Source organism: Flavobacterium sp. NLM, from assembly GCF_002210235.1.
Classification (GTDB): Bacteria; Bacteroidota; Bacteroidia; order Flavobacteriales; family Flavobacteriaceae; genus Flavobacterium; species Flavobacterium panici.
Genome location: NZ_LIAC01000010.1, coordinates 250,303 through 271,056, shown reverse-complemented (window position 1 = coordinate 271,056; position 20,754 = coordinate 250,303). Strand labels below are relative to the sequence as shown.

17 protein-coding genes are annotated in these 20,754 nt (G+C 33.6%); 9 read left to right on the top strand and 8 right to left on the bottom strand.

From position 1 onward, the window contains the following. Positions 1 to 7: 7 nt before the first annotated feature. The 7 genes from groES to miaB all read right to left on the bottom strand — a co-directional run bounded on the left by groES (position 8) and on the right by miaB (position 6,475). Positions 8 to 283 carry a co-chaperone GroES gene (gene groES, locus APR43_RS14375; protein WP_012023920.1) on the bottom strand — a complete coding sequence of 92 codons (276 nt, stop codon included), beginning with the start codon at positions 281 to 283 and terminating at the stop codon, positions 8 to 10. 140 nt (positions 284 to 423) lie between these two features. Further along, positions 424 to 762 carry a preprotein translocase subunit SecG gene (gene secG, locus APR43_RS14370; protein WP_053470636.1) on the bottom strand — a complete coding sequence of 113 codons (339 nt, stop codon included), beginning with the start codon at positions 760 to 762 and terminating at the stop codon, positions 424 to 426. 4 nt (positions 763 to 766) lie between these two features. Further along, entirely contained in the window at positions 767 to 2,473 is a 1,707-nt protein-coding gene (locus tag APR43_RS14365) for a hypothetical protein (protein ID WP_053470635.1), read from the bottom strand. 97 nt (positions 2,474 to 2,570) lie between these two features. Beyond that, the gene (locus APR43_RS14360) at positions 2,571 to 3,077 is read right to left on the bottom strand and encodes an LptE family protein (RefSeq protein ID WP_053470634.1); all 507 of its coding nucleotides are present in this window, start codon (positions 3,075 to 3,077) and stop codon (positions 2,571 to 2,573) included. A 97-nt stretch (positions 3,078 to 3,174) separates the two neighbouring features. Further along, a complete protein-coding gene (locus APR43_RS14355; protein WP_053470633.1) occupies positions 3,175 to 4,437 on the bottom strand; it encodes a sigma-54 interaction domain-containing protein in 1,263 nt (420 codons plus the stop codon). Between the two features lie 135 nt (positions 4,438 to 4,572). Further along, positions 4,573 to 4,944 (bottom strand): GxxExxY protein, encoded by a 372-nt coding sequence (locus tag APR43_RS14350; RefSeq protein ID WP_053470632.1) that lies wholly within the window; start codon positions 4,942 to 4,944, stop codon positions 4,573 to 4,575. Between the two features lie 85 nt (positions 4,945 to 5,029). Then, positions 5,030 to 6,475 (bottom strand): tRNA (N6-isopentenyl adenosine(37)-C2)-methylthiotransferase MiaB, encoded by a 1,446-nt coding sequence (gene miaB / locus APR43_RS14345; RefSeq protein ID WP_053470631.1) that lies wholly within the window; start codon positions 6,473 to 6,475, stop codon positions 5,030 to 5,032. Positions 6,476 to 7,159: 684 nt separating this feature from the next. Between miaB and topA the strand changes: the two genes are divergently transcribed. From topA to APR43_RS14305, 8 genes are all read left to right on the top strand, one after another. Next, complete coding sequence (topA, locus tag APR43_RS14340) at positions 7,160 to 9,676, top strand: type I DNA topoisomerase (RefSeq protein WP_053470630.1); 2,517 nt, start codon at positions 7,160 to 7,162, stop codon at positions 9,674 to 9,676. Between the two features lie 3 nt (positions 9,677 to 9,679). Continuing rightward, entirely contained in the window at positions 9,680 to 10,831 is a 1,152-nt protein-coding gene (locus APR43_RS14335; protein ID WP_053470629.1) for a formimidoylglutamase, read from the top strand. A 263-nt stretch (positions 10,832 to 11,094) separates the two neighbouring features. Further along, a complete protein-coding gene (gene gldK, locus APR43_RS14330) occupies positions 11,095 to 12,498 on the top strand; it encodes a gliding motility lipoprotein GldK (protein WP_053470628.1) in 1,404 nt (467 codons plus the stop codon). Positions 12,499 to 12,570: 72 nt separating this feature from the next. Then, positions 12,571 to 13,215: a gliding motility protein GldL gene (gene gldL / locus APR43_RS14325; protein WP_053470627.1), complete on the top strand. Its 645-nt coding sequence runs from the start codon at positions 12,571 to 12,573 to the stop codon at positions 13,213 to 13,215. Between the two features lie 52 nt (positions 13,216 to 13,267). Then, positions 13,268 to 14,809 (top strand): gliding motility protein GldM, encoded by a 1,542-nt coding sequence (gene gldM, locus APR43_RS14320; protein WP_053470626.1) that lies wholly within the window; start codon positions 13,268 to 13,270, stop codon positions 14,807 to 14,809. Positions 14,810 to 14,852: 43 nt separating this feature from the next. Continuing rightward, complete coding sequence (gldN, locus tag APR43_RS14315; protein ID WP_053470625.1) at positions 14,853 to 15,842, top strand: gliding motility protein GldN; 990 nt, start codon at positions 14,853 to 14,855, stop codon at positions 15,840 to 15,842. Between the two features lie 345 nt (positions 15,843 to 16,187). Further along, a complete protein-coding gene (gldN, locus tag APR43_RS14310; protein ID WP_053470624.1) occupies positions 16,188 to 17,177 on the top strand; it encodes a gliding motility protein GldN in 990 nt (329 codons plus the stop codon). Between the two features lie 76 nt (positions 17,178 to 17,253). Next, positions 17,254 to 18,327 (top strand): NAD(P)/FAD-dependent oxidoreductase, encoded by a 1,074-nt coding sequence (locus APR43_RS14305; RefSeq protein ID WP_053470623.1) that lies wholly within the window; start codon positions 17,254 to 17,256, stop codon positions 18,325 to 18,327. On the opposite strand, the gene APR43_RS14300 is transcribed toward APR43_RS14305, so the two are convergent. Continuing rightward, on the bottom strand, positions 18,308 to 18,691 hold the full coding sequence (locus APR43_RS14300; RefSeq protein ID WP_053470622.1) for a DUF983 domain-containing protein: 384 nt from the start codon (positions 18,689 to 18,691) through the stop codon (positions 18,308 to 18,310). The two genes, APR43_RS14305 and APR43_RS14300, sit on opposite strands and share 20 nt — an antisense overlap. A 107-nt stretch (positions 18,692 to 18,798) precedes the next feature. Between APR43_RS14300 and APR43_RS14295 the strand changes: the two genes are divergently transcribed. Further along, the gene (locus APR43_RS14295; protein ID WP_053470621.1) at positions 18,799 to 20,712 is read left to right on the top strand and encodes an ABC-F family ATP-binding cassette domain-containing protein; all 1,914 of its coding nucleotides are present in this window, start codon (positions 18,799 to 18,801) and stop codon (positions 20,710 to 20,712) included. Positions 20,713 to 20,754 lie beyond the last annotated feature (42 nt).

The window sequence follows — 20,754 nt, the reverse complement described above, 5'->3', positions numbered from 1 at the left end:
ATTATTTTTAGATTATCGCTAAGATGTCGTCCTCACGCATGATCAAATAATCAGTTCCTTCTAATTTTAGTTCTGTTCCGGCATATTTACCGTACAAAACTGTATCACCAACTTTTACAGTCATAGTATGATCTTTAGATCCGTTTCCAACTGCTACTACAGTACCTTTTTGTGGTTTTTCTTTGGCAGTATCTGGAATAAAAATACCTGAAGCGGTTTTAGTCTCAGCTGCAACAGGTTCAATAAGTACGCGGTCTGAAAGCGGTTTAATGTTTAAAGCCATGATTTTATATTATATTAAGTTATACGTTTTTTAATGTTCAATAAACTTTCAGAAATTGTGCCATGCTCTGTAAACTGACATTATTTCCTAAAAAAAATGCCAGCTTTGACAGGCTGGCATTTTAATTTATATCAAAATTATTATTTTGCTGCAGGTGCTGCCGGAGCAGGAGTTTGTTGAGCTGGCGCAGCTGGTGTAGTTGCAGGCGCTTCTGTTTTATCAATAATTTTAGATCCTGTATCACCTAAAGCTCCAGTGAAGCTTAAGCTTGAAAGTAGGATTAAAGCAATCAAAATAGTAGCTAGTGTCCAAGTACTTTTATCTAAAAAGTCAGTTGTTTTTTGTACACCGCCTAACATTTGAGTTCCGCTGATAGTTGAAGATAATCCTCCACCTTTAGGGTTTTGTACCATAATTACTACGATCAATAGAAAGCAAACTATTGTGATTAAAACTAAGAAAATTGAAAATGTGCTCATTGTATTAAATGTTATTGTTATTTTGTTGTAAAATCTTTATATCCGAAATGCGGTCTGCAAAGAAACTAATTTTTTCTGGATATTTCAAAATTAATATTTCATATGCTTGTATGGCCTTTGTATATTTTTTTTGTTCCAAATAAACACGGGCTAAAGTCTCTGTCATTAGGTATGAATTCTCCTCTTCATTAATATTAAAAGAAATAGGAGGAGTAGACATTGTTGGTTTTATTGGAGAAATTTTTGGGTTTGTTTCAATAAAACGGTCAATTATTTCTGCTTTTTTCTTCTTTTCTTCCTCAACAGAAACTATTTCAGTCACTTCAGTTGTTTTTTTTTCATCGGTTTCTGCATCTTTTGGAGCATCTGAACTTCTGTCAATAGGTTCTGCTTTAGCTAATTGCAGCCATTCCTGAAAAGAATGTTTTTCACGTACAAAATCTATTGGTTTGCCTATTTCTAAATTCTCCTCTGCTTCTTTTACAGATTCGGGAACTTCAATTTTAGGGATTTCAAATTCTAATAATTCTGTTTCGGCTTTTGGTTCTTCAGCAATTATAGGTTCTTCAAAAGTTACAGTTGATGCTTCTTTAATAGAAACTATTATAGATTCTTCGATTGGATCAACATGAACTTCCTCAATTTCATCGTCTTCTACTACTTCATCAAAGAAAGTTATTTTTGTAACAGGTTTTTCGATAATAATATCAGCTGTTTTTTCTTCAACTTCTGGTACTTCCTTAAATGTATTTAGTATTTCTTCTTCGCTTGGAGTTAAAATAGTTTGTTCTGTTTCAACTTCAATAGTTTCTTCCTCTGTTTCTGTTACTTCTTTAAAAGTATCCAATATTTCTTCCTCAGTTGGAGTAAGTACAGATTCATTAACAATTGCTTCAATAGTTATATTTTCAATTTCAGCTGGTTCATTAAAAGAACTTTCAGCTTTTTCTTCTTCAAATGTTGAGATTGGTTCTTCTATAAGTTCCGGCTCAATTGTTTTTTCTTCAACTTCAGTTACTTCTTTAAAAGAGTTGAATATTTCTTCTTCATTAATAATAGCAATTGGTTTCTCGGTAACTAAATCTTCAGTAGTTTCTTCATCAGTTACCTCTTTAAAAGTGCTGAGTATTTCTTCTTCTGTTGGAATTATAATTGATGGCTCTGAAATCTGTTCAATTGTTTGTTCCTGAATTTTTACAGGTTCTTCAAAAGTATTGGATTCAATTTCTTCTGTTTGTACTAAAGATGATTCTTCAATAATTACTTCAGCTGTTTTTTGTTCAATTTTAGAAGGCTCTTCAAAAACAACAGTTGTAGCTTCCTTAATCGATTTTAGAATAGATTGTTCAATTGGGTCAATTCGGATTTCTGGGATTTTTACAACAGGTTCAAAAGTAACTACTTCGCTGTCAAAAACTTTTATCTCTAAAAGTTCTTTTAGTTTTTGATCGTAAAAATCATTCTGAATAGAAGTAAAAGTTTCAGAAGTTATAAAATCAAACAATACCGAACGATCTGCCGTATGCGCCGCCGTTACTTTTAATGCATAATTATACTTAAAACTGTTTTGTTTGTAAAGTCCTTTTAATCGAAGCGCTCTGGCACTTTGAAAATATGGAAATTCATTCAAAACACTTCCTAATGCTTCTGCCTGATTTTCTGTAATAGCATCAGGTTTATTCATTAAGTATGTATAATCAGTAACGTTCATTTTTTATTGTTTAATCGTTTTTTTGTGTTTATTCGTTTAACCGTTTATTTGTTTAATTGCTTTAAAATCGATTAACCAATTCAACAAATAAACATTTTTACCATTTTGCCAGAGATTCATTAAAGATATCCTGTGTGATTCTTTCGTAAATCGTTTTAATGGCTGTATTTAAAGTAGATCCTGTTGGAAGATCTCTTCCTTCAAAATCATAGTAAAATTCAAAAGGTTTCTCAAAATCGTCAGTTTCTTTCTTTTTATTGGTAAACCTTACATTAATACGTATTGTTAAACGGTTTTGTGCTGCTTGCTGATCAGCGGTTGCTGTCATTGGCGTAATTCTGTAATCTACAATTTCTCCTTCATATGTCAAATCCCCGCCATTGCTAACCAAGTTTAAATTGGTTTGATTTTGAATTAAATCCTGTAATGTCAGCGTAAAATCTCTATCAATTCCCGGTTCAATCAAATCAGCATTATTATGGAAAAAGTTAACCTGAAAAGTTTTAGCATCAATTTGCCCTGTTGAACCAGTAAAATTGTAAAACCCACAACCGCTAAAAGTTGTTGCAATTAAAAGAATTAGAAGATATTTTAAGTGTTTCATTTTATTTTATAGATTACTTCGCCAGTTTGCTGGCGTTTAGGCCAAAGATATTCAATTCGTTTAAAACATTTTTGAGTTTTAACTTCTTTACAAGAAATTACAAGTCGAATTGTTTAATTTTTCGGTACAAAGTTCTTTCAGAAATCCCTAATTCATCTGCAGCCGCTTTTCGTTTTCCTTTGTTTTTTTCTAATGATTTTTTGATCATTTCGATTTCTTTTTGCTCTAAACGCAGAATTTCTTCCTCTTCAATAGTCTCGGCAAATAAATAATTATCATCCGGAATCTGCTGGTGGTAATTTTCTTCACGAACGGTTGGTGTCATAACCGCTGTTCTTGGTTCTTCTTCAAAATCAATTTCGCTGTCATTTTCCTGCGATCCGTATATCTTCTGAATCAAATTAGGATTAATATCCTGCATTTTCGAAGTACCGTTTTTCATCAATTCCAAAGTCAGCTTTTTCAGATCGTTTAAGTCGCTTCTCATATCAAAAAGCACTTTGTACAGAATATCTCTTTCGGTACTAAAATCGCTGTCTTTTTTCGTGTCGTTTATTACAGATGGCAGATTGCTTCCTTCTGACGGAAGGTAAGAAGATAAAGTTGAAGCCGAAATATCACGATTGGTTTCTAAAACCGAAATTTGTTCAGCCACATTTCGAAGCTGACGAATGTTTCCGTTCCATCTAAATTTTTGAAGGACACTTACCGCATCATCATCTAATTTTAAAGGAGGCATTTTGTATTTATGCGCAAAATCGGCCACAAATTTTCTGAACAATAAATGAATATCGTCATTTCGCTCGCGCAAAGGCGGTAATGTAATTTCGACTGTTGTTAAACGATAATACAAATCCTCACGGAATTTTCCTTTTTCGATTGCATTAAACAAGTTTACGTTTGTTGCCGCTACAATACGAACATTAGTTTTTTGAACCTGAGACGAACCTACTTTTATAAATTCACCATTTTCAAGAACACGCAGTAATCTAACCTGAGTTGTTAATGGCAATTCACCCACTTCATCAAGAAAGATGGTTCCGCCGTCGGCCACTTCAAAATAACCTTCACGTGTACTTGTAGCGCCTGTAAAAGCACCTTTTTCGTGTCCGAAAAGTTCACTGTCAATAGTTCCTTCCGGAATCGCTCCGCAGTTTACAGCAATATATTTACCATGCTTTCTGTGTGAAAGCGAATGTATAATTCTGGGAATGTTTTCTTTACCAACACCACTTTCCCCAGTTACCATAACCGAAATATCAGTTGGAGCAACCTGAATGGCTTTTTCTATGGCACGATTTAATTTTGGATCATTACCAATAATCTCAAATCGTTGTTTTATTGCTTGAACTGTTTCCATGTATATTTTGTTTCAAGTTTTTATTTGTTTCAGGTTCCAGGTTTTACCCTTTTGCCTTTAACGTTTAAACTCCGGCTTATAATTTTTTCTTTTGCCACGAATTTCACGAATTTTCACAAATTTTTTGAAATCGGGTTAATAAATAACTCTTTTATGCTGTAATGACTTTTTATTAAAGTTAACAATAATTCCTAAATCACTATCTGCCAGTTTTAAATAATTAATTGTTTGCGCTGTATATTCATCAATTATATCTTTTGATGCTTTAACTTCTAGAATAATTTCATCATACACAACAAAATCAGCATAGAATTTATGTGCTAAAACAATGTCTTTATATTGAATATCATACTCCTTTTCTCGTTCGAAAGGAATATTGTGCTTTTTAAATTCATATTCTAAAGCATCTTTATAAACAATTTCAAGAAGTCCTCCACCAAGGATTCTATGAATTTCCATACAAATGCCAACAATTTTAAAATATTCTTCTTTTCTATATAATTCCATAATTTACTTTTTAAGCAAATTTATTGAATCATAAAATAAAAGAAAGAAAATTCGTGCAAATTTGTGTAATTCGTGGCAAACTAATTTAATTCATTTCACTCAAGCCAACAGCTTCACCTTTTAAAGTTCCTGAAGTACAGCTTGTGATTTTTACGTTTACGAAATCACCAATTTTATAATTTTCTTTCGGGAAAACAACCGTAATACTTTGAGAGTTTCTTCCGGAGAATTCGTCTTTTGATTTTTTAGAAACTTTTTCTACTAAAACTTCAACTGTTTTTCCAACAAATTCCTCACTTCTAAACCAAGCGTGTTTTTGCTGTAAGTCAACAATTTCCTGAAGTCTTCTGGCTTTTGTTTCTTCTTCTACATCATCTTTCATTTTTCTTCCGGCCAAAGTTCCCGGGCGTTCAGAATACGAATACATATAACCGAAATTATATTTCACATATTCCATCAAACTCATCGTATCTTGGTGATCTTGCTCCGTTTCGGTTGGGAAACCGGCAATCATATCCTGCGAAATCGAAGCATCTGGAACAATCGCTCTGATTTTATCAATCAAAGCCATATATTCTTCACGAGAGTGCAAACGATTCATTTCTTTTAAAATTCGGTTACTTCCAGATTGAACAGGTAAGTGAATGTGTTTACAAATATTTGGATATTTTGCAATAACATGCAAAATGCTTTCGTGCATATCCTGCGGATTTGAAGTCGAAAATCTGATACGCATTTTAGGGAATCCAACAGCAACCATTTCGAGTAATTGATCAAAATCAACTGCAGTTGCTTTTTGCATATCTGAAGCATTTACGAAATCCTTTTTCAAACCGCCGCCGTACCAAAGGTAACTGTCAACATTTTGACCTAAAAGTGTAATTTCCTTAAAACCTTTATTCCATAAATCCTGAATTTCGGTCATAATACTTTGAGGTTCACGACTACGCTCACGTCCACGTGTAAAAGGCACAACGCAAAACGTACACATGTTATCGCAGCCACGAGTGATTGAAACCAAAGCAGTAATTCCGTTACTCATCAAACGAACCGGCGAAATATCTCCGTAAGTTTCTTCTTTTGATAAAATTACATTGATAGCGTCGCGGCCTTCTTCAACTTCTGCTAATAAATTTGGAAGATCTTTGTAAGCATCAGGGCCAACAACAAGATCCACTATTTTTTCTTCTTCTAAAAACTGACTTTTCAAACGCTCTGCCATACAGCCCAAAACGCCCACTTTCATTTTCGGGTTCGTGCGTTTTACCGCATTGTATTTTTCAAGACGCTTACGAATAGTTTGTTCTGCTTTATCACGAATTGAGCACGTGTTAACCAAAACCAAATCAGCTTCTTCTAAAACCGAAGTTGTATTATATCCGCCTTCAGATAAAATGGAAGCTACGACTTCACTGTCCGAAAAATTCATCGCACAACCGTAACTTTCTATAAATAGTTTTTTAGTATTCTCAGGTTTATTTTCTAAAACAAGACTTTCGCCTTGTTTACTTTCTTCAATAATCTTTTCCATTGTAAAATTTCAAAGTGCAAAGATAGCGTAAATACAGTCAATATGACAAGATGGCAGAGGAGAAATTTTAGATTTTAGATTTTAGATTGCAGATTCAGAGAAAGAAAATCGATTTGTGAGAAATCTTAAATCTAAAATCAGTAATCTAAAATATTTAAATAGCCACAGATTAAAAAGATTAAAATGATTCTCAAAGCTTTGCGGACTTTGTACTGAATTTTCAGCTCAGAAAAAAAACTTGCGAACTTTGCGTAAAAACTTTGTGAACTTTGCGGTTAAAATTTAGATTTAGGAAGGAGATTTTAGATTGATATAAAGAAAATCGATTTATGGAGTAATCTAAAATCTACATTCTACAATCTAAAATATTTAAATAGCACTGAATTTTCAGCTTACATTAAATCTTTTCGAACTTTGCGGTTAAATTTTTAGTTTTAGCGCTTAGATTTTATATTAATAGAAATGAATTAAGATTCATGAGAAAGCTAAAATCTAAAATCAACAATCTAAAATAAAAGAATTTGACGGTCATAATCCTATAAAAGTTATACCTATATATATATTACAGAATATTACAGATAAATCTGCAATTTTAAGTTTCATAATATCAAAATACCTCAAAAATTCAATCGCAAGGTTAATATTTAAAAAAAATAAATACTTTTGTTGCAGAAAATAAGAGCAATGGCAAAGAATTTAGTAATAGTGGAATCACCTGCAAAGGCGAAAACGATCGAGAAATTTCTTGGGAGCGATTTTCAGGTGGAGTCAAGTTATGGTCACATAGCCGACTTACCATCAAAGGAAATAGGGGTAGATGTAGAGAATGGTTTTAAACCTAAATATGAAGTTTCTCCGGATAAAAAAGCCTTGGTAAGTAAACTTAAGACACTATCTAAAAATGCCGAAATGGTTTGGTTGGCAAGTGATGAGGACCGCGAAGGAGAAGCTATTTCATGGCACTTGGCGGAAGAACTGAAACTGGATACAAAAAAAACAAAGCGAATTGTTTTTCATGAAATTACTAAATCTGCGATTCTTAAAGCAATCGATAATCCAAGGGAAATTGATTATAATTTAGTAAACGCACAACAGGCACGTCGTGTTCTGGATCGTTTAGTAGGTTACGAATTATCTCCTGTTTTATGGAGAAAAATCAAAGGCGGACTTTCTGCTGGTCGTGTACAATCTGTTTCTGTACGTTTGATTGTGGAGAGAGAACGCGAAATCCAAAGTTTCAATGCTGTTGCAACGTATTCAATTGTTGCCGAATTTGTAAACGAGGCCGGAAAAGCTTTCAAAGCAAAACTTCCAAAAAATTTCAATACTAAAAAAGAAGCCGAAGATTTCTTAAATCAAAACATCGGTTCAAAATATAAGGTAGCCGATTTAGAAACTAAACCTACCAAAAAATCACCAACAGCACCTTTTACGACTTCTACGCTTCAACAGGAAGCAGCAAGAAAATTGTATTTGCCAGTTGGAATCACAATGCAGTTAGCACAGCGTTTGTACGAAGCGGGACTTATTACTTATATGAGAACTGATTCGGTAAATCTTTCAAAAGATGCAATGGACGCGGCTGAAGCTGAAATCATAAAATCATACGGAAAAGAGTTTTCAAAACCGAGAACTTTTGCAACAAAAAGTAAAGGAGCACAAGAAGCGCACGAAGCAATTCGTCCAACTGATATGTCACGTCACACAGTAAATATTGATCGTGATCAGGCTCGTTTGTATGATTTGATTTGGAAAAGAACATTGGCTTCGCAAATGAGCGATGCACAATTAGAAAGAACAAACGTGAAAATTGAAGCTGATAATCACAGCGAAATTTTTGCAGCTTCGGGAGAAGTTTTACTTTTTGAAGGTTTCTTAAAAGTTTACTTAGAAGGTCACGATGATGACGAAGAAGAACAAGAAGGAATGCTTCCGGCATTAAAAGTAAATGAAAAACTAGCTAACAATTATATTACAGCTACAGAACGATATTCAAGACCGCCTTCAAGATATACTGAGGCATCTTTGGTAAAAAAACTAGAGGAACTTGGAATTGGACGTCCGTCTACTTATGCACCAACAATTTCTACTATTATCAACAGAAATTATGTTGAAAAAGGGACACTTGAAGGTCAGGAACGTAAATATACACAGCTTACTTTGCAAAACAGTAAAGTAGGAGAGAAGGTTTTAAAAGAAAATACAGGTTCTGATAAAGGAAAATTAGTTCCAACAGATATTGGAACTATCGTAACAGATTTCTTAGTTAAGAACTTTGGAAATATTCTAGATTATAATTTTACTGCAAAAGTAGAACAGGATTTTGATGAAATTGCCGAAGGAAATATTGACTGGGCAATTATGATGCAGGATTTTTACAATAAATTTCACCCAAATGTAAAAGAGGTTGAGGCAAATGCTGAGCGTGAAAGCGGTGAAAGAATTTTAGGTAAAGATGCTGACGGAAGACAGGTTTCTGTTCGTTTAGGAAAATTTGGACCAATGGCTCAAATTGGAGAAGCAGACGACGAGGATAAAAAGTTTGCCAGTTTAATGGCGGATCAAAATATTGGAAATATAACGCTTGAAGAAGCTTTGAATTTATTCTTGCTTCCTAAAACTTTAGGAGATTATAAAGGAGAAGAAGTTGAAGTAAGCAACGGTCGTTACGGCCCATATGTTCGTCATGGAAGCGTGTTTATTTCATTACCTAGAGGAGAAGATCCTTTAAGTGTTACTAAAGAAAGAGCACAGGAATTAATTGATGAAAAAGCTGTTGCAGATGCTCCAATTGCGGTTTACAAAGGAGAAGCTGTTCAAAAAGGTGTGGGACGTTTTGGTCCTTTCATTAAATGGAATGGTCTGTTTGTAAATGTGAGTAAAAAATACAATTTTGATAATTTATCTCAGGCTGATGTTGAGGAATTAATTGAAGATAAATTACAAAAAAACATAGATAAAGTTCTTCACAATTGGGAAGACGAAGGGATTTTGGTTGAAAAAGCACGCTGGGGACGCTCGGTTATTACTAAAGGTAAAATCAAAATTGAGCTAAGCAAAGATGTTGATGCTACAAAGTTAACATTGGCCGAAGTTCAGGAAATGATCGAGAAAAAAGCACCGGCTAAAAAAACCGCTGCTAAGAAAACAACAGCAGCAAAAAAAGCACCAGCAAAAAAAACAGCAGCAAAAAAGAAATAAAGAATGGAATTTGATTTTCTAGAGCCTTTAAATGATGGAATTTTAAAATTCATTAGTTCATTGTCTTCACAAGAACTGGGAAGTAAAATTGTTCTGCATACTCAGGATCAATTTCCGGATATTAGTAAAATTAACATTGCAATTGTAGGTGTTTTAGAAGACCGACGCAATATTAACATGGTTAATGAAGTTAATCTTACTACGGTTCGTAAAAAGCTTTATGGAATGTTTCCCGGAAATTGGGATGCTTCAATTGCTGATTTAGGAGATATCCTTGCCGGGGATTCTGTAGAGGATACTTATTTTGCAGTTAAAAAGGTAACTTCTGCATTAATTAAAAATAAAGTCATTCCTATAGTCCTGGGAGGTTCGCAGGATTTAACATACGCTTTATATCGCGCATATGATGATTTAGAGCAAATGGTAAATATGGTTGCTGTAGATAACAGATTTGATTTTGGTAAAGAAGATGAAACAGTTTCGGCTAATTCATATTTAACAAAAATCATAATTGATGAGCCTAATAATCTTTTCAATTACTGTAATGTAGGATACCAAACGTACTATAATTCGCAGGAAGAAATTGATTTAATTGAAAAATTGTTTTTTGATGCTTACCGTTTGGGTGAAATCTCAAACAAAATAGCGCTGGCAGAACCTGTTTTTAGAGATGCTGATTTAGTTAGTATCGATTTGAATTCGGTAAAGTCTTCAGCTTCAGGAAATACTATTACATTTGAACCAAATGGTTTCAATGGAAAAGAGATTTGTTCTTTGGCAAGATATGCCGGGATTAGTGATAAAGTGTCTTCGTTTGGAGTATTTAATCATAATAGTACAGCTGCAGAAGCACCTATTGTGGCTCAGATAGTTTGGTATTTTATTGAAGGATATCATTATCGTTCAAAAGAATATCCATTTGGAAGCAGAACAAATTATTTAAAATATATTGTTCCTTTAGAAGAGGAGGAGCTGGTTTTTTATAAAAGTGATAAAACAGAGCGTTGGTGGATCGAGATTCCATTTGAAACAAACGGCAGCAATAAACTAAAAAGAAATACGTTATTACCGTGTTCTTATGAAGAATATTTGAGCGCTTGTAATCAAGAATTGCCAGAAAGATGGTGGAAAGCACAAAGAAAAAACGCTTTGTAGAAGAAAATTTTAATGAAAATCTTAATTTTTTCAAGTTTTTCAAAATATTGTTAAAAAATTTAGTAAGATAAGGTTTATATATTATAAAATTTAACGTTTTACGTCGATTTTTTTAATCAGTTTGTCGATGAAATATTTTTTTTTTATTTTATTTAACATTATTTTTGAACGGTAAAATAAATTTCGCAAGTAGTATTGTTTTTTAGATAAATAATAAATACGTTTACGGACTTTTAATAATGAATAGATAATCCCAAATTTATATGAAGAAGTTTATTGCATTTGCAGCAATGTTAACACTAGTAATCGGCTGTGGTAAGTCAGGTGACAAAGGTGAATTAGTTGGTGTTACAGGAGGGAAATGGCATCCCGAGAAGCCTTATGGAATGACATTAGTTCCTGGTGGATCTTTTATCATGGGTAAATCAGACGCTGATTTAGCTAACGTAGAAGATGCTCCTACTAAAACAGTAACAGTTAGATCATTTTATATGGACGAAACTGAGATTACTAACAGTGAGTACCGTCAATTCGTAGAATGGGTAAAAGATTCTACAATGAGAGTACGTCTTGCTATTTTGGCTGATGAAACAGGTCAAAAAAGTACTGGTGGTAAAGGTGCTAAAGGAGGAAGTATCGCTGATTATGCATTTAATGACTCTGAGCCGGATAAAATGACAGCTTACGATAAATATATGTATGATAACTACTATAGTGTAGGAACAAAAGATGATCCGTATGCTGGTAGAAAATTAAACAAAAAAGTTAAGTTAATTAGAGATACTAAAGCTTATCCAGATGAGTATTATGCTGAAGTAATGGATTCTATGTATTTACCAATTGAAGAATCATACAATGGTTTAAGAACAATTGACGTAAATAAATTGAAATTCCGTTATTCTTGGATGGATATTCAGGCTGCTGCAAAAGCTAAAGTTGGAAAAAGAAAAGACTTCGTTAAAACTGAGCAAGTTAGTGTTTACCCTGATACTACAGTTTGGATTAAAGATTTCGCATATTCATATAATGAGCCAATGCATAATGATTATTTCTGGCATAAAGCTTATGGAGATTATCCAGTAGTAGGTGTAACTTGGAAACAAGCTAAAGCATTCTGTGCCTGGAGAACTTTAAACAAAAACAGCTACATTAAATCTAAGAAAAAAGGGCGTGACCTGGTTAACGCATTCAGACTTCCAACAGAAGCAGAATGGGAGTATGCTGCAAGAGGTGGTCTGGAGTCTGGAACTTATCCTTGGGGTGGTCCTTACACGAAGAGTGACAGAGGATGTTTCATGGCAAACTTCAAGCCTAACAGAGGAGATTATGCTGCCGATGAAGCTTTATATACTGTTGAAGCAAAATCTTACGAGCAAAACGGATACGGATTATATAACATGGCAGGAAACGTTTCAGAGTGGACAGATTCAGCTTATAATCCAAACGCATACGAGTATGTTTCTACAATGAACCCTAACGTAATTGACGGAAAGAATCAAAGAAAAGTGGTTCGTGGAGGTTCTTGGAAAGACGTGGCTTACTTCCTACAAGTAAGTACTCGTGACCACGAATATGCTGATTCTGCAAGAAGTTATATCGGTTTCAGAACTGTACAAGATTACATGGGAACTCAAGTAACCGGAAACGGAACTGGTAAAAAGAAATAGTAATTTATAATTCAATCAATACAATAACCAAATCGAATCTATTTTAAAATTAAAACCTAAAAAAAAATTATTATGGCATTATTAAGTAAAAAAGCAATGAATTTCGCTTATGGTATGGGAGCGGCAGTAGTAATCGTTGGAGCATTATTCAAAATTACTCACTTTGAAATTGGACCATTAACAGGAACAGTTATGCTTTCAGTAGGTTTATTAACTGAGGCGTTAATCTTCGCGTTATCTGCTTTTGAACCAGTTGAAGACGAGTTAGATTGGACTCTTGTTTACCCAGAATTAGCTAACGGACAAGCTAGAAAAAAAGCGGATAAACCTGAATCAACTGATGCCCAGGGATTATTATCTCAAAAATTAGATGCAATGTTAAAAGAAGCTAAAGTTGACGGTGAGTTAATGGCAAGCTTAGGAAACAGCATCAAAAACTTCGAAGGAGCTGCTAAAGCAATCTCTCCAACGGTAGACTCTATTGCAGGTCAAAAGAAATATTCTGAAGAATTATCTGTTGCTGCTGCTCAAATGGAATCATTAAACAGTTTATACAAAGTACAATTAGAAAGTGCAGCAAGAAATGCTGAAGCTAATAAAGAAATCGCTGATAACGCATCTAAATTAAAAGAGCAAATGGCGTCTATGACTGCAAACATTGCTTCTTTAAACAGTGTTTATGGTGGTATGCTTTCTGCAATGAGTAACAAAGGATAATTAGTTTTTAACTATTATATTAAAATTATTAATAAGAACTAATTAGAAAAAAATGGCAGGAGGAAAATTAACCCCTAGACAGAAGATGATTAACCTGATGTATCTGGTTTTCATCGCGATGTTAGCAATGAACGTATCAAAAGAAGTAATTTCTGCTTTTGGTTTGATGAACGAAAAATTTGAAGCTGCAAATACTACTTCAGTTACAACAAACGAAGGCTTATTACAATCTTTAGATCAAAAAGCTGCTGAAGCAAAAGGAGAGTTCATTACTGCAGCAGAAACTGCACACAAAGTTGAAGGAATCTCAAAAGAATTTTACGATTATATTGGTACTTTAAAAGCTCAGTCTATCAAAGGATTTGAGGTTGAAAAAGAAACTGGAAAACTACCATACGAAGCTATGGATAGAGGTGATAACATCGACGACTGGTTTACAGGAGACGGTTACACTAAAAAAGGTAACGAAATTATCGCTAAAATCGAAAAATACAAAGCAGACTTAAAAGCTGCTTTAGGAACAGATAAAAAGTATGCTAACATTATTGCAGAAGTTGAAAAGAAATTTGACGTTTCTGAAGTAAAAAACAAAGAAGGTATAAAAGAAAAATACTTAGCTTACCACTTTAAAGGTTTCCCTGCAATTGCATCTGCTGCTAAACTTTCAGCTTGGCAGAATGACGTTAAAAAAGCAGAAACAGATGTTTACAACAGTGCTTTAGGAAAAGCTGCAGTTGCTGCTGCTTCTTATAGCAACTACCAGGCAATCGTTGTTTTAGATAAAAATGCTTATTTCCAAGGAGAAAAAGTTACAGGTAAAGTAGTTTTAGGTCGTTATGACGAAAACACAAAACCAACTTCATTCCAAGGTCCTGGACAAATTGTTAACGGACAAGCTGTTATCTCTTTAACTGCTGGTGGTGTAGGTGAACAAAACATTAATGGTCAATTTACTTTCTTAGAAGACGGTAAAAACATTCCATTAAAATTTAAAGGAACTTACGTTGTAGTTCCAAGACCAAACTCAGCTACGATTTCTGCTGATAAAATGAATGTAGTGTATAGAGGAGTTGTTAACCCAATCTCTGTATCATTTGCAGGAGTAGATGCTAACAAAATTTCTGCTAGCGCTCCAGGATTATCTTCAGCTGGTAAACCAGGTAAATATAACATGAGCCCGGGTTCAGGTACAGAAGCTACAATTTCTGTAACAGGAACATTACCAAACGGAGATAAAGTTACTGATAAGAAATCATTCAGAATTAAAGGTATTCCTGGACCAACAGGTACAATTAGAGGTGAAATGGGTGTTGTTAAAGGACCTAGATCTAACTTAGAAATTGCTACTATTGGTGCTAAATTACTTGATTTTGATTTTGAAGTTGGTTTAGATGTTGTTGGATTTAACATGAAAATTGCTGGACAGCCTACAGTTGTTGTTACAGGTAATAGATTAAATGCACAATGTAAGCAAGTACTTTCAAGAGCAGGTAAAGGAGATCAAGTTACTATTTCTGAAATTAAAACTAAACTTGTTGGAGCTGGTAGTTATTTATTACCAAGAACTGCTCCGGTAATTTATGAAATACAATAATTAAGTACTGAAATCTTCAGTCAATATTTATAATAATACCACGATGAAAGTAAGAAATTTTTTAATAGCTATTGTTCTAATCGCTGGAGGTTTTGCTTCTAATGCGCAATCAAATTTGCTAAATGCAAAAACGCCTGCCCAAATTGGGCTTAAAACTCCTGCGCAACTTATCTCTGATAATGATAAGCCTTTAGCTTACGGTTATGTTGATGATAGAGATATCTTGATGGGTAAAACAACTTGGGAGATTATTGACTTAAATGAAAAGATCAACTTCCCTATGTATTTTCCAGTAGATACTGCTAATATTGGTTCTGATAGACGTTCATTATATGATGTTTTGACGAAAGCCGTTAGAAAAGGCCAAATAACTGAGGTTTATTCTGATAGTTATTTCAATACTAAAAAATCTATGAAAGACATCGAAGGTGCCTTATCTCGTATTGACACAACAGATGCTGGTAGAGAACTTATCAACCAATATCCAGACGACTATAAAGCACGTGTTGTGAAGAAAAAAGTTGTAACTGGTACTGGTAAAAAGAAAGTTGTTACTTATGTAGACGAAACAGTTGGGCCAACAAGAACAGTTCCTGCTGAATATATCTTAAAGCAAGATCTTACTGCTGCAGATGTTACTCAGTATAAAATTAAAGGATACTGGTATTTTGATAAACGTCAAAGTGAATTAAAATATCGTTTACTTGGAATTTGTCCTGTAACTCCGGACGTTTACACAATGAACAGTGACGAAAAGGATTATATCGAATTATTTTGGGTTTTCTTCCCAAATGCTCGAGCAGTCCTTCACGAAGCAAAAGCTTTCAATGACAGCAATTCGGCTCTGCCAATTTCATTCGATCAGATTTTAAATTCAAGACGTTTTAATGCGATTGTCTATAAAGAAGAAAACTTGTACCAAGATCGTGAGATCAAAGAATACATGAAAGATAACGCACAAAATCAGTTATTGGAATCTGAAAGAGTAAAAGAGAAGATTCGTAACTTCGAACAAGATATGTGGAACTACTAAGTTCTAAAATTAAATTATAAGAAAAACTCTCACTGCTACCGTAGTGAGAGTTTTTTTTTTGATCAGATGGCAACACTTTTTAATGCTATCTTATATAAATTTTATTAAGCTTTAAATTTTTAAAAAAGCAAAATAGCAGGGAAAGATATTACAAAAGGTATGGTTTTGTTTTGTAATGATCAGATTTATAGTGTTTTGTAAAATATTTATTGTATGTTAGCTAAACGTTAATTAAAATTAATTTTTAAATTTGTAATTATAATTTCTACAAATTGATATTATTGTAAGAAAAATAACAATATTACACATCAAACTGCGTTTAGGTTTATTATAAAAAATATTATGATGAAAGTGAAAAGTTTTTTAATGGTTATTGTTTTTATCGCTGGCGGTATTATTTCTAATGCTCAATCTAATCTACTAAATGCTAAAACAGCAGATCAAATTGGACTTAAAACAGCTGCGCAGCTTATCTCTGATAATGATAAGCCTTTAGCTTATGGCTATGTAGATGATCGTGATGTTTTAATGGCAAAAACTACCTGGGAGATTATTGATTTAAATGAAAAAATCAATTTTCCTTTATATTTTCCTGTAGATACTGTCAATATTGGCTCAGACAGACGTTCACTTTATGATGTTTTGACCAAAGGAATCAGACAAGGAAAAATAACTGAAGTTTATACAGATAGTTATTTCAATACCAAAAAATCTATGAAAGACATTGAAGGTTCATTAACCCGTGTTGATACAACGGATGCAGGTAGGGAACTTATAAATCAATATCCTGATGATTTTAAAACACGTGTTGTAAAGAAAAAAGTGGTAACGGGTACTGGTAAAAAGAAAGTGGTAAATTATGTTGACCAAACTATAGGGCCAACAAGAACCGTTCCTGCTGAATATATTTTAAGACAAGATCTTACAGCTGCCGATGTTTCACAATACAAAGTAAAAGGATATTGGTATTTTGATAAACGCCAAAGTGAATTGAAATATCGCTTACTTGGAATTTGTCCCGTAACACCAGACGTTTACACGATGAATAGTGACGAAAAAGACTATATTGAACTATTCTGGGTTTTCTTCCCAAATGCCCGAACTGTACTTCATGAAGCAAAAGCTTTTAACGACAGTAATTCGGCACTTCCAATTTCATTTGATCAAATACTTAATTCAAGACGTTTTAACGCAGTTATTTACAAAGAGGAGAATATGTATGGAGATCGTGAAATTAAAGATTACATGAAAGATAATGCACAAAATCAGTTGTTAGAATCTGAAAGAGTAAAAGAGAAGATTCGTAACTTCGAAGAAGATATGTGGAACTACTAAAGATCTAAATCAATTATAAGAAAAACTCTTACTACCTTTGCAGTAAGAGTTTTTTTATTTTATCTATACATTCACAATGCTTGATTATTTAATCGTGGGATCTGGGCTGGCTGGGATTTCTTTTGCAGAAGTTGCCCTTAAAAACAATAAGTCTATTTTAGTTGTTGATGACAAATCTCAAAATTCTTCCCGAATTGCGGGAGGTTTGTATAATCCGGTTATTTTGAAACGTTTCAGTGAAGTTTGGAATGCTAAAGAACATTTGGTCTTAATGAATGAGTTCTATGAACAAGTTGAAGACAAGCTGCAGGAAAAATTCAACTTTAAAATGCCCATTCTTAGAAAGTTTTTTTCAATTGAAGAACAGAATAATTGGTTTGCTGCTTCTGATAAAATTAACTTAGCTCCCTTTTTATCTACAAAACTAATTACTAAAAAATACCAAAGTATCGATTCGCCTTATGATTATGGTGAAGTTTTGCATACAGGTTATGTAAAAACCGGGCAATTATTAGAAAGCTACAGGGAGTATTTAAAGAAGAATGATTTGCTTGTGGAAGAATCTTTTCATAGCTCTTTTTTAGATTTTCATGATTCAGGAATTCAATATAAAAACATTAAAGCCCGTCATATCATATTTGCTGAAGGTTTTGGACTGCACAAAAATCCGTATTTTAATTATCTGCCTTTGGATGGAACAAAAGGTGAATTGTTTTTAATAAATGCACCTAATTTAAAATTAGATGTAATTGTTAATACAAGCGTTTTTATTTTGCCAATAGGCGGTAATTTGTATAAAGTTGGTGCAACTTACAACTGGCATGACAAAACAGATCTTCCAACGGAAGAAGGCAAGCAAGAACTTTTAGATCGTATTAAAGAGATTATTACCTGTGATTTTGAAATTGTAAAACATTTTGCAGGAGTTAGACCTACAGTTGCAGACAGAAGACCTCTGGTTGGTACTCATGAAGTATACAAATCTGTTCATCTACTTAACGGGTTAGGAACCCGCGGTGTAATGCTGGGTCCGGCTTTGGCAAAAATGTTGTATGACAATATTGAAAACGGAACTCCAATAGACAGGGAAGCCGATATAAAACGCTTTCATAAAAGATATTTAAAATCCCTTATTCCTGACCGGCCTTAGGATCGTAAGAAATAAACATATTAATATATAGATTTCGGGAAAGTCGCAAAACAAACGGAAACAAAACAATTAATGTAATAACAATTGCTATAAAAGATTCTCCAATACTTGCTCCAAAAAACACAAATGAAACAATAAAGGCAGCAATTCCCACCGCAACATTTAATCCGTAACTCACATACATTGCACCATAAAAAAACGAAGGTTCAATTTGATATTTTAAACCGCAATGACCGCAATTGTCGTTCATTTTTAGAACTTTAGTCAAATGAAGCGGATTTTTGTCTGAATACATGCTCTCTTTTTGGCATTTTGGACAACTTCCTGTTAAAATACTATTTAGTTTGGATCCTTTTTTTAACATTTGCAAAAAATTTACATTACCATTTATCTGGGTAACGCAAATTTACAATTTTCATTCTCTGTTTAAGGTATCAAAACATGAAACTTTAAACTATAAACAACAATTTAATGCTTAATATACACAATCTTTCGGTTTCTTTTGGAGGAACATATTTATTTGAAGAAGTTACTTTTCGTTTAGGCGCCGGCGACCGCGTAGGTCTTGTTGGTAAAAACGGAGCAGGTAAATCGACAATGCTTAAAATGTTAGCAAGAGATTTTGCTCCGGATTCAGGAGTTATCTCTCAGGAGAAAGATATCAAAATGGGATTTTTACGTCAGGATATTGATTTTGAACGTGGAAGAACCGTATTAGAAGAAGCTTATGAAGCTTTTACCGAAATTAAAATTGTAGAAAAAAAATTAGAAGAAATCAATCATCAATTGGTTACCAGAACCGATTATGAAAGTGAAGAATACGGACAGATTATTGAAGATTTATCTGATTATACACATCGTTTTGAGCTTCTTGGAGGTTACAATTATGTTGGAGATACAGAGAAAATTCTTTTAGGGTTAGGTTTTAAAAGAGAAGTTTTCAATAATCAAACTGAAACATTTTCAGGAGGTTGGAGAATGCGTATCGAATTGGCTAAATTATTATTACAGTCAAATGATGTTTTGCTTCTGGATGAGCCAACGAACCACTTGGATATCGAAAGTATCATTTGGTTAGAAAGTTTTCTTCGAAATTATCCCGGAGTTGTTGTAATTGTGTCGCACGATAAAATGTTCTTGGATAACGTTACAAACCGTACGATCGAAATATCTTTAGGAAAAGCATACGACTTTAATAAACCTTATTCTCAATATTTAGAACTTCGCCATGAAATTCGTGAAAAGCAATTAGCGACTCAAAAGAATCAGGCAAAGAAAATTGAGGAGACAGAAAAATTAATCGAAAAGTTCCGTGCGAAAGCTTCAAAAGCTTCGATGGCGCAATCGCTGATTAAAAAGTTAGATAAAGTAGAAAGAATTGAAGTTGACGAAGATGACAATTCTGTAATGAATATTTCGTTCCCAGTTTCAAAAGAGCCAGGAAAAGTAGTTATTGAAGCAGAAAATGTTACAAAAGCATACGGAGACAAAACAATTTTAAAAGACATAAGTTTACTTGTTGAAAGAGGCAGTAAAATTGCTTTTGTTGGACAAAACGGACAAGGAAAATCTACTTTCATCAAAGCGCTTGTAAACGAATTTGAATACGACGGAACTATTAAATTAGGTCACAATGTACAATTAGGATATTTTGCTCAGAATCAGGCAGAATATCTTGATGGCGAAATCACTTTGCTTCAAACAATGGAAGATGCCGCAACAGACACCAATCGTATGAAAGTACGTGATATGTTGGGATCTTTCCTTTTTAGAGGTGATGATGTTGAGAAAAAAGTAAAAGTACTTTCTGGAGGTGAACGTAACCGTCTGGCACTTTGTAAGTTATTATTACAGCCAATCAACGTATTGCTGATGGATGAGCCTACGAATCACTTAGACATTAAATCTAAGAATGTTTTGAAAGCAGCACTTCAAAAATTTGGCGGAACTTTATTATTAGTTTCTCACGACAGGGATTTTCTTCAGGGAATGTCGAATATCGTATACGAATTTAAAGATCAAAAAATCAAAGAATATTTAGGCGATATTAACTATTTCTTAGAACAGCGCAATCTTGAAAACATGCGTGAAGTCGAGAAAAAAGATGTTGCAAAAGCAGCTGCTCCAAAAGAAACAAACAAAGCATCATACGAAGATCAGAAAAAAGGGAAAGCGCTTCAAAACCGATTGAGTAAAATTGAAAGTCAAATTCAGCAATTAGAAAAAGACATTCAGCACGATGATAAAATGCTTGCTTCTAATTATGACAAACACATCGAAGACGCATCGTTTTTTACCGCATACAACAAAAAGAAAAAAGATTTAGAACAATTACTTATAGACTGGGAAGTTGTTCAGGAAGAGATTGATAATTTTAGTGCTTAATTAGTTTTCAGTCGCAGTCACAGTTTTCAGTTTCTGGAACAC

Coding starts and splice junctions, on each gene's coding strand:
- groES (WP_012023920.1), bottom strand. CDS start 283: ATGGCTTTAAACATTAAACCGCTTTCAGACCGCGTACTTATTGAACCT.
- secG (WP_053470636.1), bottom strand. CDS start 762: ATGAGCACATTTTCAATTTTCTTAGTTTTAATCACAATAGTTTGCTTT.
- APR43_RS14365 (WP_053470635.1), bottom strand. CDS start 2,473: ATGAACGTTACTGATTATACATACTTAATGAATAAACCTGATGCTATT.
- APR43_RS14360 (WP_053470634.1), bottom strand. CDS start 3,077: ATGAAACACTTAAAATATCTTCTAATTCTTTTAATTGCAACAACTTTT.
- APR43_RS14355 (WP_053470633.1), bottom strand. CDS start 4,437: ATGGAAACAGTTCAAGCAATAAAACAACGATTTGAGATTATTGGTAAT.
- APR43_RS14350 (WP_053470632.1), bottom strand. CDS start 4,944: ATGGAATTATATAGAAAAGAAGAATATTTTAAAATTGTTGGCATTTGT.
- miaB (WP_053470631.1), bottom strand. CDS start 6,475: ATGGAAAAGATTATTGAAGAAAGTAAACAAGGCGAAAGTCTTGTTTTA.
- topA (WP_053470630.1), top strand. CDS start 7,160: ATGGCAAAGAATTTAGTAATAGTGGAATCACCTGCAAAGGCGAAAACG.
- APR43_RS14335 (WP_053470629.1), top strand. CDS start 9,680: ATGGAATTTGATTTTCTAGAGCCTTTAAATGATGGAATTTTAAAATTC.
- gldK (WP_053470628.1), top strand. CDS start 11,095: ATGAAGAAGTTTATTGCATTTGCAGCAATGTTAACACTAGTAATCGGC.
- gldL (WP_053470627.1), top strand. CDS start 12,571: ATGGCATTATTAAGTAAAAAAGCAATGAATTTCGCTTATGGTATGGGA.
- gldM (WP_053470626.1), top strand. CDS start 13,268: ATGGCAGGAGGAAAATTAACCCCTAGACAGAAGATGATTAACCTGATG.
- gldN (WP_053470625.1), top strand. CDS start 14,853: ATGAAAGTAAGAAATTTTTTAATAGCTATTGTTCTAATCGCTGGAGGT.
- gldN (WP_053470624.1), top strand. CDS start 16,188: ATGAAAGTGAAAAGTTTTTTAATGGTTATTGTTTTTATCGCTGGCGGT.
- APR43_RS14305 (WP_053470623.1), top strand. CDS start 17,254: ATGCTTGATTATTTAATCGTGGGATCTGGGCTGGCTGGGATTTCTTTT.
- APR43_RS14300 (WP_053470622.1), bottom strand. CDS start 18,691: ATGTTAAAAAAAGGATCCAAACTAAATAGTATTTTAACAGGAAGTTGT.
- APR43_RS14295 (WP_053470621.1), top strand. CDS start 18,799: ATGCTTAATATACACAATCTTTCGGTTTCTTTTGGAGGAACATATTTA.